Annotated in this window: 19 protein-coding genes; 10 read left to right on the top strand and 9 right to left on the bottom strand. The window is 64.8% G+C overall.

The genetic code is table 11. The features are described 5' to 3' along the window. Genes G6N60_RS28440 through G6N60_RS00530 form a run of 4 tightly spaced genes read right to left on the bottom strand, consistent with a single transcriptional unit; the run spans position 1 to position 3,774 of the window. A complete protein-coding gene (locus G6N60_RS28440) occupies positions 1–417 on the bottom strand; it encodes a VOC family protein (RefSeq protein ID WP_246240145.1) in 417 nt (138 codons plus the stop codon). Then, positions 378–1,496: a C45 family autoproteolytic acyltransferase/hydrolase gene (locus tag G6N60_RS00540; protein ID WP_246240143.1), complete on the bottom strand. Its 1,119-nt coding sequence runs from the start codon at positions 1,494–1,496 to the stop codon at positions 378–380. The genes G6N60_RS28440 and G6N60_RS00540 overlap by 40 nt, the downstream gene beginning before the upstream one ends. After that, entirely contained in the window at positions 1,493–2,317 is an 825-nt protein-coding gene (locus tag G6N60_RS00535) for a polysaccharide deacetylase family protein (protein ID WP_163730974.1), read from the bottom strand. The genes G6N60_RS00540 and G6N60_RS00535 overlap by 4 nt, the downstream gene beginning before the upstream one ends. Continuing rightward, positions 2,314–3,774, bottom strand: coding sequence for an APC family permease (locus G6N60_RS00530; protein ID WP_163730971.1), 1,461 nt, complete (start codon positions 3,772–3,774; stop codon positions 2,314–2,316). The genes G6N60_RS00535 and G6N60_RS00530 overlap by 4 nt, the downstream gene beginning before the upstream one ends. A 244-nt stretch (positions 3,775–4,018) precedes the next feature. Between G6N60_RS00530 and G6N60_RS00525 the strand changes: the two genes are divergently transcribed. The 3 genes from G6N60_RS00525 to G6N60_RS00515 all read left to right on the top strand — a co-directional run bounded on the left by G6N60_RS00525 (position 4,019) and on the right by G6N60_RS00515 (position 6,001). Continuing rightward, a complete protein-coding gene (locus G6N60_RS00525; RefSeq protein ID WP_163730968.1) occupies positions 4,019–4,477 on the top strand; it encodes an Lrp/AsnC family transcriptional regulator in 459 nt (152 codons plus the stop codon). Positions 4,478–4,604: 127 nt separating this feature from the next. Beyond that, positions 4,605–5,099, top strand: coding sequence for a MarR family winged helix-turn-helix transcriptional regulator (locus G6N60_RS00520; protein ID WP_246240141.1), 495 nt, complete (start codon positions 4,605–4,607; stop codon positions 5,097–5,099). Further along, the gene (locus tag G6N60_RS00515) at positions 5,096–6,001 is read left to right on the top strand and encodes an LLM class F420-dependent oxidoreductase (RefSeq protein ID WP_163730965.1); all 906 of its coding nucleotides are present in this window, start codon (positions 5,096–5,098) and stop codon (positions 5,999–6,001) included. Before G6N60_RS00520 ends, G6N60_RS00515 begins: the two co-directional genes overlap by 4 nt. Positions 6,002–6,567: 566 nt before the next feature. Here G6N60_RS00515 and G6N60_RS00510 read toward each other — a convergent pair. Next, a complete protein-coding gene (locus G6N60_RS00510) occupies positions 6,568–6,927 on the bottom strand; it encodes an iron chaperone (protein ID WP_163730954.1) in 360 nt (119 codons plus the stop codon). Positions 6,928–7,052: 125 nt separating this feature from the next. Here G6N60_RS00510 and G6N60_RS00505 point away from each other — a divergent pair, with 125 nt between their 5' ends. Together G6N60_RS00505 and arr are read left to right on the top strand one after the other, a co-directional pair. After that, positions 7,053–8,288: an IS256 family transposase gene (locus G6N60_RS00505; RefSeq protein ID WP_163730950.1), complete on the top strand. Its 1,236-nt coding sequence runs from the start codon at positions 7,053–7,055 to the stop codon at positions 8,286–8,288. 650 nt (positions 8,289–8,938) lie between these two features. Next, on the top strand, positions 8,939–9,361 hold the full coding sequence (gene arr, locus G6N60_RS00500; RefSeq protein WP_163730947.1) for an NAD(+)--rifampin ADP-ribosyltransferase: 423 nt from the start codon (positions 8,939–8,941) through the stop codon (positions 9,359–9,361). 137 nt (positions 9,362–9,498) lie between these two features. Here the strand turns inward: arr and G6N60_RS00495 are convergent, their stop codons facing one another. Both G6N60_RS00495 and G6N60_RS28390 read right to left on the bottom strand, forming a co-directional pair. Next, complete coding sequence (locus G6N60_RS00495) at positions 9,499–9,891, bottom strand: nitroreductase family deazaflavin-dependent oxidoreductase (RefSeq protein WP_163730942.1); 393 nt, start codon at positions 9,889–9,891, stop codon at positions 9,499–9,501. A 135-nt stretch (positions 9,892–10,026) separates the two neighbouring features. Then, positions 10,027–10,266 carry a hypothetical protein gene (locus G6N60_RS28390; RefSeq protein WP_220100358.1) on the bottom strand — a complete coding sequence of 80 codons (240 nt, stop codon included), beginning with the start codon at positions 10,264–10,266 and terminating at the stop codon, positions 10,027–10,029. Between the two features lie 947 nt (positions 10,267–11,213). On the opposite strand from G6N60_RS28390, the gene G6N60_RS00490 reads away from it, so the two are divergent. Beyond that, the gene (locus G6N60_RS00490; RefSeq protein WP_163730938.1) at positions 11,214–11,636 is read left to right on the top strand and encodes a hypothetical protein; all 423 of its coding nucleotides are present in this window, start codon (positions 11,214–11,216) and stop codon (positions 11,634–11,636) included. A gap of 274 nt (positions 11,637–11,910) precedes the next feature. On the opposite strand, the gene G6N60_RS00485 is transcribed toward G6N60_RS00490, so the two are convergent. After that, positions 11,911–14,259 carry an arylsulfatase gene (locus G6N60_RS00485; RefSeq protein WP_179969619.1) on the bottom strand — a complete coding sequence of 783 codons (2,349 nt, stop codon included), beginning with the start codon at positions 14,257–14,259 and terminating at the stop codon, positions 11,911–11,913. 245 nt (positions 14,260–14,504) lie between these two features. Between G6N60_RS00485 and G6N60_RS00480 the strand changes: the two genes are divergently transcribed. Then, a complete protein-coding gene (locus G6N60_RS00480; protein ID WP_163730935.1) occupies positions 14,505–14,702 on the top strand; it encodes a hypothetical protein in 198 nt (65 codons plus the stop codon). A gap of 279 nt (positions 14,703–14,981) precedes the next feature. Here the strand turns inward: G6N60_RS00480 and G6N60_RS00475 are convergent, their stop codons facing one another. Continuing rightward, complete coding sequence (locus G6N60_RS00475) at positions 14,982–15,863, bottom strand: helix-turn-helix transcriptional regulator (protein ID WP_163730933.1); 882 nt, start codon at positions 15,861–15,863, stop codon at positions 14,982–14,984. Between the two features lie 261 nt (positions 15,864–16,124). On the opposite strand from G6N60_RS00475, the gene G6N60_RS00470 reads away from it, so the two are divergent. The 3 genes from G6N60_RS00470 to G6N60_RS00460 all read left to right on the top strand — a co-directional run bounded on the left by G6N60_RS00470 (position 16,125) and on the right by G6N60_RS00460 (position 19,390). Further along, a complete protein-coding gene (locus tag G6N60_RS00470; protein ID WP_163730930.1) occupies positions 16,125–17,144 on the top strand; it encodes an aldo/keto reductase in 1,020 nt (339 codons plus the stop codon). 49 nt (positions 17,145–17,193) lie between these two features. Continuing rightward, complete coding sequence (locus G6N60_RS00465) at positions 17,194–18,462, top strand: M24 family metallopeptidase (protein ID WP_163730926.1); 1,269 nt, start codon at positions 17,194–17,196, stop codon at positions 18,460–18,462. 79 nt (positions 18,463–18,541) lie between these two features. After that, positions 18,542–19,390 carry an alpha/beta fold hydrolase gene (locus tag G6N60_RS00460; protein ID WP_163730923.1) on the top strand — a complete coding sequence of 283 codons (849 nt, stop codon included), beginning with the start codon at positions 18,542–18,544 and terminating at the stop codon, positions 19,388–19,390. Positions 19,391–19,460 lie beyond the last annotated feature (70 nt).

Below are 19,460 nucleotides of genomic sequence, written 5' to 3'. Positions count from 1 at the left end.
TCAGGCATCCGTGGGATGCGGTTCGGTGATGTAGAGCATGTTGCCGTCGGGATCGAAGAACGGTCGGTATCGGTACCAGGTGCCGCTGGGGTGCTTCCACTCGATCCGCGCGTCGACCCACTCCACCTTGCCGTCGAGGTGGGCCTCCGCCTCGTCGAGGTCGTCCACCTCGAAGGCGAAGGAATCGATCCCGGGGGCGTTGTCGGCGTTGACGGCGGTGCGCCGCGGCGCGTGCTCGCCGGCCTCGGACTTGAAGATGTAGAGCGTCAGGTTGCCGAAGTCGATGGCCGCCCACTCCTCGACTGCCTCGTAGGGCAGGTGGAACGGCAAACCCAGTGTGCCGTGGTAGAAGTCGACCAGGGCGTGGACGTCCTTGGTCAGGATGTCCATGTTGTCGATGCGTTTGAGGTTGAGCATGGGAATCTCCCTGTCGGACTGGTTTTTCGCGGGAAGGTGCAGGGCCCGCCGTCGTGGACGGTCATGGTGCCGGCGGTGACGTCGAGGGCGACGGTGGCCAGTGTCTGAAACCGTGCGGCAGCGGGTAGGGCGGCGTCGGCATGACAACACAGACCCCCGCCGCCGAGCAGGTGCGATTTCATCGCCTCCACGATGGCGTCGATGCTGAGGTCGAAGCGTCCCGAGAGCCGTCGGCGGAGCATGTCGTATCGCAACACCGTATCCGGGCCGGTGCGCAACTCGGTGTCATGGTGGGCAGCCGGACTACTCAGGAAGTGGTTGGTATGCAACAGAAGTCCGTCGGCGTCGGGCATCGCATAACCGATGCCGCCGGGGTGACACTCCACGCTGACCGCGGCACTCTCGTCGCCAGCGGTCGCGATCAGCGTGAGCGACGTGGACGCGGATGCCCTCGCCGTCGACAGCCGCAGCAGCGCCTGGTTGAGATCGGCCGCATCGTCGAGGACGGCGCGGGCCAGCACGTGGACCGGAGCGCCGATTCCGTGACCGTCGGCCGCATGATGGAGGATGTTGAACAGGACACCGAGCCCTCGGGTGTTGACGCCGATCTTGCCGACGATGCCGAACTCGGTCAGCGTCGTCGTGACGTGTCCGTCGGCATGGGGGATTTCCCAGACGAACCACGAGTCGGCGAGGTCGGCGTACCAGTCCCAGGCCTGCACCGCGATGGGCGCAGCCGGACCCAGCCACACCACCGTCGAGCACTCGTTCGGGCCGAGAGTACCGACGTGGGCGAGGATTTCGGTGCGTGCATTGACCGCCGCGATCGCGGTGACCGGTAGGTTCGACCCCTCGGCGATACCGTGAATCTCTTCGGCCAGCGCGGGAGCGATCTCCGCGATCTGCACCAGCGCCAGCTCGCCGAGACCCTCGAGGTCCACCGGGCCGCCGGCGGCGGCGTCGAAGAGTCGTTGATACGCCTGGACCGTGGTGGCGATCTGGGTGGCGAAGGTGCGGCCGAGTTCTACGCCGCGCTCGACCGGCGCAGTGACCGTGGAGCGGAAGGTGCGTACGGTCACGGTGAGACTCCCAGGGTGGGTGAGGCGTGGGTGGCGACGTCGTCGAGGCGGGCGAACCAGACGTCGCCGGCGGACGCGATGTGATCGATGACCTTCTCCAACTCGGCCATTCGATAGGGCCGGCCGATCACCTCGGGGTGCATGGTGAAACTCGTATGCCGGCGTTCGGCCTTGGCCGACTCGAATTCCGCAATCCAGCTGCGGGTCATCTCGGCGGGGTCGGAGACGTTTCCACCACCATCGATGTTCCATCCGTACCGCGGCCAGTCGTCGAGTGACCAGTGCACGGGAATCTCCAGGATCGACAGGTCCTCCCAGCGCTCGAGGTACGGTCGGTCATCGCCCATGCAGCTGGAGTCATAGCGAAACCCGTTGTCCACCAACAGGCGCAGTGTCTCCGGTGTCAATTCCCACGAGGTGGAGCGGTAGCCGACCGGGCGAGGCGCGCCGGCCTTCTCGAGCGCGTCCAGGCCGCGGTGAATCTCCGCGGCCTGCTGCTCGGCACTGACCTTGTCGCTGCGCAGATGTAGATAGCCGTGGTGGGCGACCTCGTGTCCATCCTGCAAGAGCGTCTCGACCAATCCGGGATGGACCTGCGCGGTGTATCCGGGCACGAAGAACGTGGCGGGAATGTCGTAGCGGCGCAACAACTCCAGGATTCGTGGCACACCACGGACCACTCCGTAGCGGCCCTCGGAGAGGATGGTGAGGCGGCGAGCGTACTCCTCGCCCTCGCCGAGCCAGCCGGCCTCGGCGTCGACGTCGAAGGTGAACGACACCGCGGTGGTAGCACCGCCGGGAAAGGTGTTCTGGGCGCTCATGCCGCGTCCACCTCGGCACCGCGGTTCGTTGCCGATGCCGGCCCGTCGTCGGTGGCCTTGAACTGAAACTTCCTGCCCTCCTGCACGATCTGGCGGTAGGCGAACAGCAGCACGGAGATCGACAGCACCACCACACCGATCAACAATTCCTTGACGCCGCCGTAACCGGTGATCTGTGCCGAGAGGGCGCCGACGACCACCAGCACCGTGTCGAAGGCGGCCAGGACCGCGGCGACGTAGACCCACTGACGGCCGAGTGTGATGGGCCGTTCGGCGTCGGGTTGGTCGCGGCGCAGGTTGATGAACCCCGTCAGCGCCAGGACGTGGCAGATGAGGTAGCCGAGGATGCCGGCGACGATGACGGCGAGCGCCTGCCCGACGAACAGAATCAGTACCACGTTGACGACCAGGTCCAGCGTCATCGCCCGACCGGGCACCTTGAAGCGGTTGAGTTTTCCGAGCTGCTTGATCGTGAGTCCCTCGATGGCACTGCCGTGCAGAACCCGGCCACCATCGGCGGTCGTCATCACCATCAGCAGGAGCAGACCGGCGATCAGACAGACCGTCATCAGCCAGGCCGATCCGGGGACGAGCTTCTCGAACGCGCCGAGATAGAACGACACCGGGGCCGCTGCTGCGTCGGCTTGCTTGGTGAGGCCACCGACACCGAGGGGCACCAGCAGGTAGACGACGATGACGAAGATGCCGGCCAGCCGCAACGCGATTCGGGTGTCGCGGTTCGTGTCGCGGAACTCGGGGACGAACGTCGCGACGGCTTCGATGCCGTAGACCGACCAGGCGAAGACGAACATCCAGGCGATCGCGGTGCGCCAGCCGGGGAACCCGCTCGCGGCCAAGTCCCAGTGCAGATTGGTCAACGACCAGTCACCACTGATCAGCGGGGCGGCCGCGAACAGGACGAGGGGAATGAGCACGAGGATGCCGGTGGCGTACATGATCCACATCGCCGGACGCATGCCGAGCACGTTCAATGCCCAACCGAGCAGCAGGACGCCCAGGGCCACGACGTGCGGGAACCCGATGGTCGCCAGGCCGGTGGAGAAGGTCCAGGTCTGGTTGGGGAACCACTCGGCCTGGGTGAGGGTGCCGATTTGAAGGCCATAGATGGCCAGCGAACTGGACCAGGCGAACCAGTAGCCGTAGGTGGCCAGCGGGCCGGCCAGGGTCGTCTTCCTGCGCCAGCCCTGGTTGGCGTACATCGAGATGCCGCCGATCTTCTCGCTGAACATGCCCGCCATCTCGGAGTAGATGTAGTTCTGCAGACACGCCACGACGGCGACGGTGGCCATCAGCGCCAACGCGGTCCACGCGCCGATCAGGCCGATGCCGTAGCCCAGGCTGATGAAGAGGGCGGCGGGAATGGACAGGCTGATGGTGAATCCGTCCCACCAGCGCAGGGTCTTCTCATAGGCCGGGTGGCCTTCGGGAGCGGTCATCGACGATTCTCCTGAGTCTTCGGACTGCGGTTTGCGTGTTCATAGCGGCTGTTACTGCGCATTGCGTGGAAATCGACGCGATTATCTGCGCGTTCGCATGATGGACGACGCTAGCACCGCACTGTGGCGGTGGCAACACCGAGACTGCGCATTCATGCAATCCACAGGAACCAAATCTGCGCAACGCGTTAGCGCAGACGTGGCCGTGTGACGTAATCCGTCGGGCAACCACTAGATTGCAGACATGGCGGTTTACGAACTCGATGACTTGGACCGGGCCATCATGCGTGAGCTCGAGGAGGACGGCCGGCGGGCCTTCCGCGAGATAAGCCGTTCGGTTGGCGCGTCGGAGGCAACCATCCGCGCCCGGGTCAAACGCCTACAGGACCTCAAGATCCTCCGCATCGTCGCCTTTGCCGATCCCGAGCAACTCGGCGGCAGCCAACTGGCACTGGTGTTCCTCACCGTCGAACTCGCGCGGCACGAAGAAATCGTTGGCCAGTTGGCCGATCTCCCGGAGGTGAGCTACGTGTCCACGCTGCTGGGGCGTGCCGACGTCTGCGTCGAGGTGTCCACCAAGGACAACGCGGACCTGTGGACCTTCCTGCGCGACAAGGTCGGAACCATCGAAGGAATCACGCACGTGGAGACGATGTCGATCCTCAAGGTGCACAAACTTCGGTACACCTCGCCCGCGATCTGAGCGGCGACGTCACCTTTGCGATTGGTGCGTGGAGGGGCCGTCATTCTGAGCTCGTTGCCGAGCCACGTGATTTCGTTGTGCCGTGACGCGATCCGATAGTTGCTTGAGTGCTATTGTCTAGTACACGATGCAATCGCGCACAAAGAAGACTCCGCCGATAAAATCCCGGCCCGGCAACGATGAGTTGGGTTGGCAGCTGTCCTTCGCGCTGTATGGTGCGGCCAACCGAATGATCCGGCTGCACAAGCCATTTCTGGAGCCGCTAGGTCTGACGTTCCCGCAATATCTGGCGATGCTGGCCTTGTTGGACACCGCGCCGCAGACGGTAGGCGTGCTGGGCGCCCGTCTGGACATGGACGCCGGCACCATCACGCCACTGGTGAAACGTCTCGAAGCCAACGGGATGGTCACCCGCGTGCGCGACCGTTCAGACGAGCGCCGGGTGCTCGTCGACCTGACCGCCAAGGGTAGGGCGCTGGAACCGGACATTCGTGGAGTCAACGCGAAGATCAAGGCGGCCTGCAAGCTGACCTGGGAGGGCATCGACGAGCTTCGACAAACCCTCGACGATCTCGCCCACCCTGCGACCGATAAGACTCCGCCAGATTCAGAAGAGGGATGACTAGAGTGGGAAAGACTGCGACCGTTCAGTTTCCAAGCCGTGTGGGGGTTTGGTGGAACAGCGAACCCTGGCCGATCCGCGAGGCACAGGGCATCGCGCGTGACATCGAAGCATTGGGGTTCGGATCGCTATTCATGCCCGAGGGCGGCGGCAAGGACGCTCTCGTCGAGTCCGCAGCCTTCCTGGCCGCCACCGATCGACTCGTCGTCGGCACCGGTATCGCCAACATTCACTTTCGTATCCCGATCCCCGCGGAGACCGGCGCACGCACCCTGGCCGCCCTCCATCCCGGGCGCTTCGTGCTGGGCTTGGGCGTGGGCCACGCCCCCTTCGTCGAAGGGAACCTGCAAGGGTCCTACCGCAAGCCGCTGGCCACGATGCGCACCTATCTAGAGCGGATGAACTCCGTTCCCGCCGACATCGAACAAGGCGCCAGGCCGGCCCGCGTGCTCGCCGCCCTCGGACCGAAGATGGTCGAGCTCTCCGGTGAACTCGCTGACGGCGCCCACCCGTATTGCGTCACGCCCGAACACACCGCGACGGCACGGGCGATCCTCGGCCCCGACAAGTGGCTGATACCGGAACAAGCCGTTGTCCTCGGCGGCGATTCCGACGATCAAATTCGCCGGGCACGCACCCACGTCGGGTTCTACCTCGAACTGCAGAACTATCGGAACTCATTGCTGCGCCAGGGATTCGACGAATCGGACCTGCAGTCCGGTGGGTCTGACCGGCTGACCAAGGCGCTGGTCGGCATGGGTAGCGCCGAACACGTCGCGGCCTCCCTGACCGCACACCTCGACGCCGGAGCCGACCACGTCGTCGTCCAGATCGTCGGTGATGGACCCACCAGTGACCCGCGGCCAGCCTTGCGCGAACTCGCCGCGGCATTGCAGCTCTGACGGGAAGGGCGCGCAGTGCCTCTCGGATCTGTTAGTCGCCAAGATTCGACTCGGATGGTGCCGGGGTGTACGCCGACGTGACCGCCGGTGCGATTGGTGCGCGCCACGATGTCGAGCTATGCCTCGGTAAACATCAGTACTCCACCGAGGGAATGTTTGTCTCAGGCAGTGATACTGCGGCCGCCAGACTCCGTCGAGAATCTTCGAACTGCCGGTGGTCAGTTGGTTGCCGGTCTGCGATGGCACAAGGCAGACGGGAGCTCAAGGTGCAAGAGCTCTTCTTGGGCCCTGAAGGATCAGACCCGTCGCGAGCGGCACAGATCGCCAACCACGACCCTCTCTACTGCTTTGCAAGCGTTCTCGATACTCGACAATCGAGACGTTCACATTTTAGGTCATGAGTTCAGGTCACACACCGAATGTTGAAGCTGGCCATTCAGTTGCGGCACAGACGTGAGACTTCCATCGGGACATACGCTTGCTTGCCCGGGGGGTCAAAGGGCTCTCCGTGCACCAAGTGCGGCCAGTGCCCTTCGATGCAACCGTCTCGCCGCGTGTGAGGGAATCTAGGAGCCGGTCGCCTCGAAGTCCGCGATCCGGGCTTGCATCAACGTCTCGAGCAGGTCCACCGGGAGTTCGCGGTCGTAGGGTAGCTTGACGAATCCCGCGCCCGACTCGTAGCCGGCCGCTTCGACGATCGCCTCATGAGTGGCGAAGAATTCCGGCTTGAAGCGAAGCGAGCAATGGTTCTTGAAGTTCTGCAGCATCCAGAGGTTGGCCTTGTCGCCACGTACATACACCGGCACGTTGTACTTCAGTTCTTCGCGAGCCTGCGGGTCGGCTTCGCGGCTTAACTTGCGCAGCGCCTCGAGATGCGGGCGTTGAACATCAGTCAACTGGGCGAAGAAGTCATCGGTTGCGTCCATCAGAGTGGTGTACGAGTCGGACCTGATCAGGATGGCCGGCGTGTCGTAGCCGAGTGATTGAAGGTCATCGCGTGATTCTTCGAGAGACCGACCAAAGTCACTCGAGCAAAGAAGGAACACACGCGATGACCGATGCCCACAATATCGACCTGCCCGCCGTGCTGGCCGAACGACTCACCACTGCCCACCCCGACGTACTCCGCGAGCTGCTCACCACGTTCATCCACACCCTGATGGGTGCCGAAGCCGACGCACTGTGCGGCGCCGGATACGGCGAACGCAGTACCGACCGGACGAACTCCAGAAACGGATACCGACACCGCCAATTCGACACCCGCACAGGCACAATGGACCTCGCGATCCCCAAGCTGCGGCACGGCTCCTACTTCCCGGACTGGCTGCTGGAACGGCGCAAACGCGCCGAGCGGGCCCTGACGACGGTGGTCGCGACCTGTTACCTGCTGGGGGTGTCCACCCGGCGGATGGACAAGCTCGTCGAGGCCTTGGGCATCACCAGCCTGTCGAAGTCGCAGGTGTCGGTGATGGCCAAGGAGCTCGACGTCGCGGTCGAGGCTTTCCGCAGTCGGCCGTTGGACGCCGGCCCGTACACCTTCGTCGCCGCCGACGCCCTGGTCTTGAAGGTCCGCGAGGGCGGCCGGGTGGTCAACGTGCACGCGTTGATCGCCGTCGGAGTCAATGCCGAGGGGTACCGGGAGATCCTGGGCATCGACGTGTCCACCGCCGAGGACGGCGCGGGCTGGTTGGCGTTCTGGCGATCGTTGACCGCCCGCGGCCTGTCCGGGGTCAAGCTGGTGACCTCCGATGCCCATGCCGGGCTGGTGGCCGCGATCGGGGCCACCCTGCCCGGGGCGGCCTGGCAGCGGTGCCGTACGCACTACACGACCAACCTGATGGCGGTCACTCCGAAGTCGTCGTGGCCGTGGGTGCGCACCCTGCTGCATTCGGTGTTCGATCAGCCCGACACCGAATCGGTTGCCAGTCAATATGATCGGGTCATCGACGCGTTGGTCGACAAGCTTCCGAAGGTGGCCGACCACCTGGAGGCCGCCCGCCCGGACCTGTTGGCGTTCACCGCGTTCCCCAAGCAGATCTGGCGCCAGATCTGGTCGAACAACCCCCAGGAACGACTCAACAAGGAGATCCGCCGGCGCACCGACGTCGTCGGCATCTTCCCCGACCGGGGCGCCTTGATCCGCCTGGTCGGCGCAGTGCTGGCCGAACAACACGACGAATGGGCCGAATCGCGGCGCTACCTCGGCCTCGACGTCCTGAGCAAATCACACGCCATCAACGACACCCCGACCGAACAGGAGGACGTGCCCGCGGCCCTGACCGCCTGAACCATCACCTCGAAGAATCACACGACGACGTCGTACACCACGCCCCTGGACTTGACCAAGTCATCGACACTTCGTCGTTTGGGCATCGGCATGGCGCAACGGTAGCTCGTAGCCCAACTGAGGTGAGGTTGTTCGCAGTTGGCTCGCCACTCGGGAGGCACACGTCGGCTGTGGCGATCGGTGAGCTGGGCGGAATGGTTGCGCAGGATTGGTGGTAACTCGACGCGCTTCGGCCATCAGGGGGCGGTTCGCCTGCTCGCGTACGACCCCGCTGGAACCCGCCGCATGACACGCACCAGCAGGGCGCTGTTGACTCGGGGTCGTTGGTCGGGTGGGGGTGAGAAGTCTCAGCCGACCGGGCGGGGGCGTTACTGGCGAAGGCCGCGCCGAGTGGGGTGAGATAGCCAAACCCGTTGCAGCACCTCATGTTTCGACGCCGTTGACGACGGTCGGTGCACTCCGAGGAAGATACTGCGCGAACCGGCGATCGACGCGCGCGCCAACCCTCGGATGCCGTTGCCATACGGAGAACGGCCTGTAAATGCGCGCCCGCTCTACCTCCAGGATAAGGCGTGGTAAGGGGCTTGCGGCAAGGCCTGGGTGGTGGGGCATGCTTGCCCGTCCAAGTCGCTCCTGCGAAGGGTCTGTGTGTGTCCAAGGTGCTCGATGACGGTCCGTTCTTTCACGGCACGACCGCGGATTTACGGGTGGGCGAGCTTCTCACCGCGGGTCGCCGCTCCAATTACCGCCCCGAGATCGTGATGAACCACGTCTATTTCACCGCGCTGGTGGACGGAGCCGGTCTGGCAGCCGAACTAGCCGCGGAGCTCGCCGAGGACCACCCCCTGCCGAGGGTCTACCAGGTGCAGCCCACGGGGGAATTCGAAGACGATCCGAACGTGACCGACAAGAAGTTCCCGGGCAACCCCACGCGGTCCTACCGCAGTACGGCCCCGCTGAGAATCGTCGAGGAGATCACCGAATGGACGCGGCTCTCACCCGAGCAATTGCAGACGTGGCGGGATCGACTGTCCGCGCTCCTCTCAGACGAGCGCGGTGACATCATCAACTAGGCGCCGGCTCAAATTACGTGGTCTAAAACGAGCGCTTTTGTCTCGCATGTAGGGAATGCAGACGGCTCAGATCCTGTCTTGTCGGGGATGTCTATCGAGGCGTACGTGGAATCGCTGCACGCCGGGATACTTCTCGCCTAGAGAGGTGGCGGCGAGGTCAATACCAATGCTGCTTCGTTGTACGGGAACAGCCGATAGAGCAATCGGGGTGCAGGCGGGATGAGGGGAGCGGCCTCAGCTTTACTGACGATGCGCGGGCTGCCCAACGCGAGGGCGTTGCCCCGCTTGTGCAGGACCGTCGGGCCGCCGGCCAAGACGTTCTTGACCCAGTCCGTGTCAGGACCGTATCCGATGAGAACGACGAAGCCGCCACGGGTCTCGAACACCAAGAGGGGCGTTCGATAATGCTTGCCCGACTTTCGTCCGGTGTGCTCGAGCGTCCCTAGGCACGGAAGCCACGGCGTGAGCGAGCGAGCCGCGGGATTGGTGACACGGCGATTGAACTGTGCGACAGCTCGAGGCACTCTCATGACGAAGATTCTTTCTCACCTCATGCACTTCTGGTCCGCTCGGGTAGCTGCAGCGGGTTGGTGTGAAACCACACTTCGTCGAAACCCCTTCAGGCTGACTCTTGCGCTCGAGATGGCGGCGAGCAACTCGTCCAGTCAGCAGGCTGAGAGACCGCGGGACTGCCTGTCCTGAGGGAACTCGTTGCCGCACAACGCTTTTGGGCGGTCTTCCTGCGGCGCTGCAGGAATCGAAGACGACGCCGAGGACGATCGGCCGACCATGGTGATCACCGGGGAACGCGACACCAGGCCGACGGTGAGCGTAATGCCGTTGGCGGCCATCAGAAACCCGGCGACGGGATCGACAGTGCGGGTCCGCCCCGCCGAATAGGCCACGCGCAGCCCCGAGGCCACCGTGCTCAGCAGCAGGGCAGCACCGAAGCCCGGCTGCTTCGGGCACCGTAGTAGACGGCAAGCCTCATCACGGCGCTGATGAGGCCGCGGCGCAGATTCCCAGCGCCTTGCGGTCGTTCCCCCGCCCCTCTCTAGGGGAGGTCCGATCGGCGGAACGGAGGGGCTACCAACGCGATCGTCAATTTCCATACCACTCGGACTGGTTCTATGTGACAATTCCGTTCGTCACCACAGGGGGCTGGACTCGACTGGGGGTTGGGCATGACGCCTACTGGTTGATCGACGGCAACGCCGACGTGTGCGGGGCTCATTCGCCGTAGTCGAGCCGGTCGGTGGGTTCATCGATGCCCTTCGCCGGATTAGTGGGCCATGGTGCGACCGTGGCCGGGTGTGAAGGATTCGGACCTTTGATCACCGACATCTCGAGCTCTAACGTCTCAACGTGTCGGGGCCAATCTCACTGCGACACAACGATTCCGCTTGTTGATCCGGTGTATCACGCCTGAGACCCTTTGTCGCGCAGGCGATGCGGACGGGTAATGATCGGCAGCCCGACTGAATGCAGGTGCGGCTTGCACCGCAGTGACCACATGCTGAAAGGGCAGTTGCCAATTGCATGATGGCCGCGGTCATGTGCCCTGTCCATCCGCTGTTCCGCTCGAAAGGAACGCAAGGAAATTAACGACCTTTCTTCACCCAGGAGATCATCCCGCTAGGAGTAGTCAGGCCGGCCGCTTCAACGGCGAAGACGCTAAGGAAGCTGCCAGACGTCTCTGACGCACGCCGTCGCATCGCAATGGCACGGCAGTGGCCGTGCAGGCTGGAACATCCGCGCATCGAGCGGCTCCGCGCCGCAGCCAACCCACCCACACCATGTGAGTTGGGTTTTCCGTGGAGGCAAACACAAATTTTCTAGACAGGGTCACGACATGCAGGTTGGACAGAGTTTTCACGTCTCGGCGGTGGCCGCGACGTTCGCGTTGGCGGCGGCAACCATGTGCACGGCGGTACCGGCACACGCAGATGACGCCGTGGGTTCCTCGTGCGGGGCCAATCAACTCGGTGAGATTTCGACCAGTGGCGACGGTACGGTCGTTCGTTGCCTTGCTGACGGAGGCGGTTTCAGCTGGATGGGAGATACCGGCGCTACCAGCACCATCGCCGACCTGGAAAGCCAGGGCTACAACGTACGGATCGATCGGGTGGGCAGCGGTCCAATCTCAGGTTGCAAGGTCACCAGTGTCCGCAACCCGGTCACGACCACTCGCAGCGACCATGACGAGAGCACCACGGGCCTCGCGGAGACCATCGTGCTCAACAAGACAGTCAACGTCTCGTTGGACTGTTCCTGAGGGCAAGGGCGGCGAGCGTAGCCCTGGCCTACGTCAACTGACGACACCCCGAGCCGCAGCAGCCGCTGGATGCTTGCGCGTCGAAACGTTGCGCCGCTTGGCGTTTGGCCGCCTGCTGCTCGCGCCGGGCAATGCGCACCTAGGCAGCTGGGCGAGGCGCTGATGGGCGCGACGAGTCAATGCGATCGGGCCAGGCGGTGCAGGTCGGCCCAAGAGAGAGGAGACGGTCAGGCATCGGAAGCTGCCGTTCACGCCGAATGCCCCTGCCGCACTACTACTGTCGTGCCATCGCGAGGTTGAACCGTTCCTCCGGTGTGATGAGGTGGTCGTGCGCGTCGTCGCCGATGTCGAGCTGAACCCACTCGATCCTGCCGGTGAAGCGATTGCCGGTGGGTCCATAGTCGGGTGAGGCAGGTGATCCAGTGTCGCAGCCCACGTCGCACGCCTCGTCGGCGGAATACCCCAGGGGCTGGGTCTTTTCGACACGACCCTTCCCCACGGGTCTTCCGTCGTAGAACAGCGCGACGTCACCGCCCTTGGCCAGACCGCCACCGTCATAAGTGAACTCCATCCGCACCTGGTGTCTACCCGACGGGATCGGTTCCTCAGCGCTGGTGATGAAGTACTCGATGCCGAAGAAGTTGAAGCAATACTTGAACTTTCCCTCGTGCGCGTAAAGCGACCATCCGCCCACGCTGCCCCCCTGGGTGACGATGACGCCGTGGGCCCCGGACTCTGCGACGACGAGGTTGGCTGTGACGGTGTAGGACTTGTTCTTCAACGTCAGCACGCAATTCTCGCTGACCCGCATCCCATCGAACAATAGTTGTGTGGTGCCCTTGATCAGCTGCGGCCGCCCCGCGATGTCGGGGTTGATCCGTTCGAAGCCACGATCGTCTAGCGGTACGACGTCGTACTTGACGGCCTCGATCAGCCAGATCCGTTGCAGCTCGGCGAGTTTCGCGGGATTCTCGGCTGCCAGGTCGTGCGCCTGGGTCCAGTCCTGAGGTCCGTAGAGTTCCCACACGTCCTCGTCGAAGGGCGGCGGTGTTCCGGTCTCCCAGGGCGTGCGGTGCTTGGTCACCGCGGTCCAACCCTGGTGATAGATTCCGCGGTTGCCGAACATCTCGAAGTACTGCACCTGATGGGATTCGGCTGCGCCGCCGTCGCGGAGGGTGGCCATCATGCTGACCCCCTCCAGTGGTGCCTGGGCGATGCCGTTCACCGCTGCTGGGGCGGGCAGACCGGCGGCGTCCAGGATGGTGGGGGCGACGTCGATGACGTGGTGGAATTGGTTTCGCAGCCCGCCCTTGTCAGCGACGCCGTTGGGCCAATGCACGATGGTGCCGTTACGGGTGCCACCCCAGTGCGAGGCGACCTGCTTGGTCCACTGATACGGGGTGCACAGTGCGTGCGCCCAGCCGACCGCGTAGTGGTTGTAGGCCTTGGGGGTGCCGAAGTCGCTGATCTTGGACAGCAGGAACTCGGCGGTCTCGATGCCACCCATGCCGTTGAGGGAGGCCATCTCGTTGAAGCAGCCGTTCATCGTGCCCTCGGCAGAGGCGCCGTTGTCGCCGATGATGTAGTAGATCAGCGTGTCGTCGAGGAATCCCAGGTCCTCGATCGCGTCCACGACCCGGCCGACCTCGTGGTCGGTCTGCTCGAGAAAGCCCGCGTAGATCTCCATTTGCCGGGCCAGCACCGGTTTGAGCTCCTCGGGCATGTCCGTCCACGCCGGGATCTCATCGTGTCGAACAGTGAGGTCGGCGTCCGGGGGGACTACGCCCAACGCCTTCTGCTGGGCGAAGATGTGCTCGCGTAGGACGTCCCACCCTGCGTCGAACCTTCCCTTGTAATTGTCCGACCATTCCTTGGGGACGTGGTGGGGGGCGTGGGTAGCACCCGGTGCGTAGTACATGAAGAACGGCTTGTCCGGAACGAGGGCCTTCTGCTGGCGCACCCAGGTGATGGCGCGATCGGCGAGGTCTTCGTTGAGGGTGTAGCCCTCCTCCGGGGACTTGGGTGGTTCGACGGCGGTGGTGCCCTCATATAGGCCGGGGTAGTACTGATTGGCCTCCCCGCCGACGAAGCCGTAGAAGTATTCGAAACCCGACCCGGTGGGCCATTGGTGGAATGGCCCGGCGGGTGACACCTCCCAGACCGGGACTTCGTGACACTTGCCGAACTGCGCGGTCGAATACCCGTTGAGCCGAAGCGTTTCCGCGATGGGTGCCTTCTCCTTGGGGCGGACGCTACTGTTGCCCGGCGCCGAGGTCGCCATCTCGGTGATCGCGCCCATGCCCACCGAATGGTGATTGCGTCCGGTCAGCAGCGCTTGGCGGGTGGGTGAGCACAGCGCGGTGGTGTGGAACCGGTTGAGCTTCACCCCGCCCGCCGCTAGCCGCTCGGCCACCGGGGTGTTACACGGTCCGCCGAACGCTGACGACGCACCGAAGCCGACGTCGTCGATCAGCACGATCAACACGTTCGGCGCATCCGCGGGTGGGCGCAACGTCGTGATCGGCGGGTAGGCGGTGTCGGGGTCCTTGGCGTCGTAGGTCGTCAGGCCGACGTGCTTGGGGTCGGGAATGGGGAGATGGTCTCGAGAAAGCGGGGAGGTCACGGTTGCCCTTTCTGCTAAAGACAGCGGCCGTTGGCGGGCTCTTGGGCGGAGCGCCCCGATGGGGGTGAACCTGGATAGGACGATAAGCCTCCCGCCCCATCCCCGTGAGCCGTTCGCACGCTCGGCGACCTGCTGCCTCAGTCCGGCAGAATTCTCATCCAGGTTTCTAGGGTCTCCCCTTTATGAGTTCTAGAACCGAGCGGTCTCATAGACGGGCCTCGCTGCACGTCCTGTCCTCGGAGATCGTGCAGTTCGAATCGGAGAACCGGGGCTTTAGTTTCTCGCTCACCGAGGACGGCAGGATACCGCTGGCGGCCTACCTGGCCGGGCATGGCCTCGTCGACACCTGCGTACCTCGAGATCTCAATGCGCCCGTTGGTCCTGCTGCACAACGACTTCGGTGGTTTTCGGTGGGCGAGCCCTTTCTCGACGTGTCGCGGTGAGATGCGAGCGTCGCCAGGCGCACGTCAGCTGACAGGGCACGGGTTGAGCATCACCACTTGTCGAGATGCAGCGAGCATTGACGAGAATCGCCGGGGTACTTTGATGGGACCTCGGCGCGTCGCGGGATCTGAGCAATCTTCGCTGCATCGCTCATGGGCAATGTCGAACTTGCCGGTCGTCAAACGGTCGCCGGTCTGCGCGCACTAAGCTGATCACCACGGTCACAATGGTTCTGCCGCCGAACGGCTTGAAAGCCATCGTCGCGACGGCCTGGGTCATCACTCGACGGAATTCTCGTGATTCGTTGCCGTCGCGCGGTCGTGGTGCCCATCACGGGATTGGGGACCCACGACGGCGAGGAGTCGAAGCTGGTCCCTGCTGGAGGTCCCAGCTGGCGGCGCGAGCACGACGAGCTGCTGACCATCGGTGGCGGCCAGCACTTCGCAGTCCAAGACGATGGGACCGACCTGTGTGAGGAAGGTCTTGCGCTGGCCGCGCCGTACCGCCACCTCGTGACGCGTCCACAACTCGCCGAATTCCGGGCTGCGCTCGAGCAGGCCGTCGACGAGTTCATGCATGTCGGGGTCGTGGGGCCGGCGAGCCCATGCCGCACGCAGGTCCGCGACGCGGCTGCGGCTGTGTTGGGCGTGTTCGTCTGGCGGAATCGCCGCGCGGGAGCGTGGATCGGTGAACCAACGCCAGCACATGCTGGCCTGAAGGCCGGTACGGCCGATTGGTATTTCGCCCATCAGCGCTCTGGCCATGTCGTTTTGGGCGAGCACGATCTCGGTGTCCGAGCAGATGAAGGCGGCCGCGTCGCGCAACTGATCGAGAACGAAGAGTAGTGCGGGCCCTACGTGCAGGGAACGCCCTAGGCGGTCGGGGACGGCATGACCGGCCAACCGGTACAGGTGGTCGGTCTCATCGTCGGTCAGGCGCAGCGCGCGAGCGAGCGCGCGCACGATCTGCGGGGACGGCTGAGTGCTGCGGGCCTGTTCGAGGCGGCCGTAGTAGTCGACCGACATGCCGGTGAGGTGGGCTACGTCTTCGCGCCGCAAGCCGGTGCTGCGGCGGCGCGGACCGGGCGACAACCCGACGTCTGCGGGACTGATCACCTCACGTCGGCGTCGCAGGAACTCGGCGAGTGCGTCACGATTCATTCACCCAGTGTCCTCGCGGCGTCCGGGCTGAACCAGGGACTCACAGTCCGCGGTCAAGCGCGTCCTAGTCAGGCCGCCGTGGGCGAGTGAGACTGGCCTCGTAATTGTCACACAGGGCACGACCGGTTGGCGCTGATTGGCGCAGCCATCTCGACTGATTAAGACACATGAGAGCCGTTCTGCGGCAACGTATCCCGGCAGCGAAGCCGTGCCGCGCATACCGAAGATCCCTAGTCGGGCCCAACAGATCAGGAGAACGCCATGCGGTATCGCACCCTCGGCCGAACCGGCATCAAGGTCAGCCCATATGCGTTGGGCGCCATGATGTTCGGCGGGGTCGGCAACCCCGATCACGACGACTGCATCCGCATCGTTCACCGCGCACTGGATGCCGGAGTCAACGTCATCGACACTGCTCCGGCCTACTCCGGCGGAGAGTCCGAGGAGATCGTCGGCAAGGCACTCAAGGGCCGACGCGACGACGTCATCCTGGCCACCAAGGTGCATCGGGTGGTCGGGGATGATCCCAATCAGGGCGGCAACTCCCGGCGGTGGATCACCGCATCGATCGATAAATCGCTGTGCCGCTTGCAAACCGATTACCTCGACCTCTACCAAATCCATCGGCCCGACCCCGACACCGACGTCGAGGAGACGCTGTCGGTGCTGTCGGACCTGGTGCGCAGCGGCAAGGTGCGCGCCATCGGGAGCTCGACGATGCCCGCCTCGGACATGGTCGAGGCCCAATGGATCGCCGCACGCCGCGGCTTGGAACGGTTCCGCTGCGAGCAGCCCCCCTACTCCATCCTCGACCGCGGCATCGAGGCCGAAGTCCTGCCGGTCGCACAGCGCTACGGCATGGGCATCCTGGCATGGAGCCCGCTGGCCCAGGGACTGCTCACCGGCCGCGCCCGCAAAGGCCGGCAGACCGACCTGCGCCGCGCGGCGATCTTCACCCACCTCAGCGACGAACGCCGCCTCGACGCCGTCGAGGAGTTGACCACGCTGGCCGATGATGCCGGGCTGCCGCTGCGGTACATGGCGCTCGCGTTCGCCGTCGCCCACCCCGGCGTGAGCAGCACCATCATCGGCCCACGCACCCTCGATCACCTCAAGGACCTGCTCGCCAGCGCCGACCTTGACCTCAGCGACGACATCCTCGACCGCATCGACGACATCGTCACCCCCGGCACCGACGTCGGCGCCCTCGACATGGCCTACCGGCCACCCGCGCTGCTCGACCCGACCCTGCGCCGGCGCCCGGCGCACGCGGCGTCCTGATCACGACCGACGACACCCGGCACACACCGTCCACCGAAAGGAAGAACCCGTGCCCCATCACACCTTCGGCAACGCCGACGTGCCCACGTTCACGTGGGCCGAACGCGACCGCCGCTGGGACCTTGCGCGCGCCTTCATGGCCCAACACGGTTTGACTGCGCTGCTGGTCTATGGCGAACACGAGGACGCCGGTGCGTCGCAGTTCAACGTCGACACCTGGTTCACCAACGATCGCCCCGGCGCCACGGTCCTGATGCCCAGGGATGGGGAACCCATCGCGTTCCTACCGATGCCGCTCTACGTACTCGACCGGTTGGAAGCCACGCGGCGTGGTGGTCGGTGTTGGGTGTCGGCGGAAGGCATCCGCATCGGCCGCACTTCGGACCAACTCGCCGACGCGTTGATCGCCCTCGAGCTGACTACGTCGAGGATCGGGGTCATCGGGTTGGACCCCTACGTCCCCTGGCATCCTCACGGCGTCATCCCGTATCAGTTCTGGCGCGACATCCTCACCGCCTTCCCCGGCATCGATTTCAGACCCGTCGGCGACCAGTTCGGGCGGCTCATCATGGCGCTCGGCGGCGAAGAGCTGGCGGTGTTGCGTCATGCCGCACGACTCGGTGAGGAAATCGTCGACGCGATGGTGGTCGCGGCCCGCCCCGGGGTGCCCGAAGCCCTGGTTTATGCGGCCGGAACTGCCGCCGCCAACATGCATGGGACGGTCATTCCCGGAATGCATCTGTGTTCGGGAGCGGAGTTCGCCGCATCTGGCCCTCCCCACTGGGGATTTCGACCAGGAAATCCACGCTCACTGCGCGAGGGCGACTTCCTCGCCGCCGAGGTGTTCAGCTGTTTCGGTCAGCTCCAAACGCAGCACCAGGTCGCGATCACCCTCGGCGAGGTGCACCCCGACGTCGAAGCTGCCGCAGCGGTTGCCCGCAGGTGCTATGAGGCCGGTCTCGCGACGCTCACCCCGACAGCGACCTTCGGAGAGGTTGCCGAAGCGATGCTCGCGCCGGTGGAACTAGCCGGCGGATGGGTCCGCGGCCCCCAGATCCACTCGCTGAATCCGTTCGGCGCGATCGCCCGCTACGGCGGTGGCTATCCGGTCGACGGAATGGAGCAATACCCCCGCGTCGGGTCGTCTCCGACAGCCTGCGCCGATCTGCAACTGCGGCCCGGGATGTCCTTCGCGTTCGAACCCAGTTGCGGATTCGGACGCCACGTCGTCACCCTCGGCGGAACCGTCATCGTCGGCGACGCCGGCTCGATCGAGCTGAATCCTCGCACCGCCCACTTGCTGCGCGCCCGAAACTAGCTGCCGAACAACGTCTTTGACACACCCTCACGACGTCAAAACCCCGCAGACAGACAGGAGCATGATGCACACGGAGACAGTGACCTCAGCCGACGGCACCACCATCGGGCACCGCCGCTACGGTAGCGGCCCAGGCGTGGTGCTCGTCCAGGGCGCGATGGGAGTCGCCCAGCACTACGACCAACTGGCGCAAGCGCTCGCCGCCCAGTTCACCGTCCTGGTGCCTGACCGGCGTGGACGCGGCACGAGCGCGAAGGCGTTCACCGACGCGCACACCCATCAACGCGACGTCGAGGACGTGCAGGCCGTGCTCGACGCGACCGGCGCCCGGCTGCTGTTCGGGCTCAGCTCCGGAGCGCTCATCGCCATCGAATCGGCCAGGCAACTGCCTTCGGTCACCGCGGTCGCGCTCTACGAGCCACCGTTTCAACTGCACGGGATGCCGACCGCGCAGATCGAGCGTCTCTCACGCGAGGTCGACGCCGGGCGACTGGACGCGGCCTTCGTCACCCTCATGCGCATCGTCAAACTGGCGCCGGCGCCCCTCCTCGCCCTTCCTCGACCGCTGCTGGCAGCGGCCGTCCGCCAACTGATGCGCTACCAGGCAAGGAGGCCGCCGAACGACTACGCGCCCATGACCGAACTCATCCCCTCGACGCGGTACGACCTGCGCGTGCTCACCGGAATCGCCGGCCGCATCGATGACTACCGCGCACTGAACAAGGACGTACTGCTACTCGGGGGGACCAGAAGCCCCCGATACCTTCGCGAAGGCTTGACCGCGCTCGAAGCAACCCTCCCCCGCAGCCGCCGCGTGACCCTGCCCCGAATGGACCACACCGGACCCTGGAATGCCGACCAACACGGTCAACCCGACCGTGTGGCAAGCGAATTGGCGGCATTCTTCCTGCGTGCCGACCGCGGCTGAACCGACATGGCCCCGGGATGCGTGCGAGTCCTTCGAATGCCGCGGTGGTGCCCTCAAACCGCCGACGCGA

It is taken from the genome of Mycolicibacterium madagascariense, assembly GCF_010729665.1.
GTDB lineage: Bacteria > Actinomycetota > Actinomycetes > Mycobacteriales > Mycobacteriaceae > Mycobacterium > Mycobacterium madagascariense.
The sequence above is the reverse complement of the archived record's forward strand: the minus strand, read 5'-3'. Positions and strand labels throughout refer to the sequence as shown.